The organism is Burkholderia sp. (assembly GCF_018375725.1).
Taxonomy (GTDB): Bacteria; Pseudomonadota; Gammaproteobacteria; order Burkholderiales; family Burkholderiaceae; genus Burkholderia.
Genome location: NZ_JAHACR010000503.1, coordinates 1 through 1,693, shown reverse-complemented (window position 1 = coordinate 1,693; position 1,693 = coordinate 1). Strand labels below are relative to the sequence as shown.

Sequence of the window (1,693 nt, the reverse complement as noted above, 5' to 3'; positions counted from 1 at the left end):
CGTCGATTCGAACGCGAGCACGCCGGCGGCGCCGCAGATCGCGCTGCCGGCCGCGGTCAGCAGTGCGGTGTCGCGGTCGAGCTTCATCAGCTTCACGCCGGCCCAGGTGCAGACGACGAGTGTGCTGACCACCACCAGCACGGATACGGTGAGGCCCGGCAGGCCGACTTTCGCGATTGCCTGCAGGCTCACGCGCAGCCCGAAGAACGCGACCGCGATGCGCAGCAGCTTGCGCGCGGAGAAATTGACGCCGGCCGCCCAGCTGGCCGGCATGCCGTCGCGCAGCGCGTTGCCGTACAGCGTGCCCGCGACGATCCCGATGATGAGCGGGCTCAGGCCGAGTCCGGCGATCGCAGGCAATTGCGAGAGGTTCGTCACCGCCGCGGCGAACAGCGCGACGAACAGGATGCCGTTCAACTGACCGCGCATCGACGAGGTGGGGCGGCTCAGGGAGGGCGTCGGAGCGGTGGGCATGATCGGATGGGCCAAGGCGTGTTTGCAGTGTGCCAATCCTAGTTTTGTTATATCGATATGAAAAATTGTCATTTGTGACGTAAGCTATCCGGAAATCCGATATTTCATCGCCATGACCCCGGATCAACTGATAACTTTTGCCGCCGTTGCCGAGCATCGCAACATCAGCCATGCCGCACGGGCACTGCACCTGTCGCAGCCGGCGGTGTCCGGCCAGCTTCGGCTGTTGCAGGACGAATTCGGCGAGCCGCTGTACCAGCGCGACGGTCGCGGCGTCCGCCTGACGCCGGCGGGCGAACAACTCGCGCACTACGCGACGGCGCTGCGCGACACCTTCGCGCAGGCGCGCGCATACCGTGACGCGGTGCGCGGCCTCGAAACCGGCACGCTGCGCATTGGCGCGAGTACGACGCCGGCCAGCTACCTGCTGCCGTACCTGATCGCGGCGTTCCAGGCGCGCATGCCGCGCGTCGCGATCCACGCCATGAGCGGCAATACCGCCGAAGTCGTGGCTGCGTTGCCGTCGCTCGACATCGCGATGATCGAAGGTCCGCCTGGCGAAGCGCTGCCGCCCGGCACCGCCGTGCACGCATGGCACGAGGACGAGATCGTCGCGATCGTGCCGGCCGGGCATCCGTTGGCTGCCGAACACGACGCCGCGGCGGGCGTGACCCTCGGCGCGCTGGCCGCGTATCCGCTCGTATTGCGGGAAGCGGGGTCGGGCGTGCGCCAGCTCGTCGAGCAGGCGTTCGCGCAGACGGGCGCACCGATGCGCGTCGCACTCGAGATCGCCGGCGTCGAGGCGGTGAAGGAGGCGGTGCGCGCGGGGATGGGCGTCGGCTTCGTATCCGCGATGTCGCTGCGGCATGACGATGCCGCGCTCGTGATGCGCTCGTTCGCCCCTGCGCCGCTGATCCGTCATTTCTCGATCGTCGTCCCGCACGGCGCTGCACCGTCGCGCGTGGCAGCGCAGTTTCTGGAAATGAGTCTGACACAGACGATGACGTCATCCGTCTGACGGCGAGCGGGCGTCGGGATGGCGGCCGCTGCCCGCGCGGTCATCGCGTGCATGCGTCGGCAATCACCCGGCGCCGGCGCAAGCGTCCTAGGGATTGTCTCTATGGTGCGGTCCCGGCGTGAGGCGCACCATCCGTCTCACATAAATTGAACCGGTTCCAACCGGAGTATAGGGACACAATGGCAGACATCGTGATCGTCG

2 protein-coding genes are annotated in these 1,693 nt (G+C 67.3%); one reads left to right on the top strand and one right to left on the bottom strand.

Annotated elements, in window-relative coordinates; genetic code table 11:
* On the bottom strand, window positions 1-474 hold a 474-nt coding region (locus tag KH616_RS24880), incomplete at its 3' end, for a putative sulfate exporter family transporter (RefSeq protein WP_292254873.1).
* A 112-nt stretch (window positions 475-586) separates the two neighbouring features.
* Here KH616_RS24880 and KH616_RS24875 point away from each other — a divergent pair.
* Window positions 587-1,492 (top strand): LysR family transcriptional regulator, encoded by a 906-nt coding sequence (locus KH616_RS24875; RefSeq protein WP_292254870.1) that lies wholly within the window; start codon window positions 587-589, stop codon window positions 1,490-1,492.
* Window positions 1,493-1,693: the final 201 nt, after the last annotated feature.

Bases quoted from the DNA above. Each gene is read 5' to 3' on its own strand.
- KH616_RS24875 (WP_292254870.1), top strand. From the start codon at position 587: ATGACCCCGGATCAACTGATAACTTTTGCCGCCGTTGCCGAGCATCGC.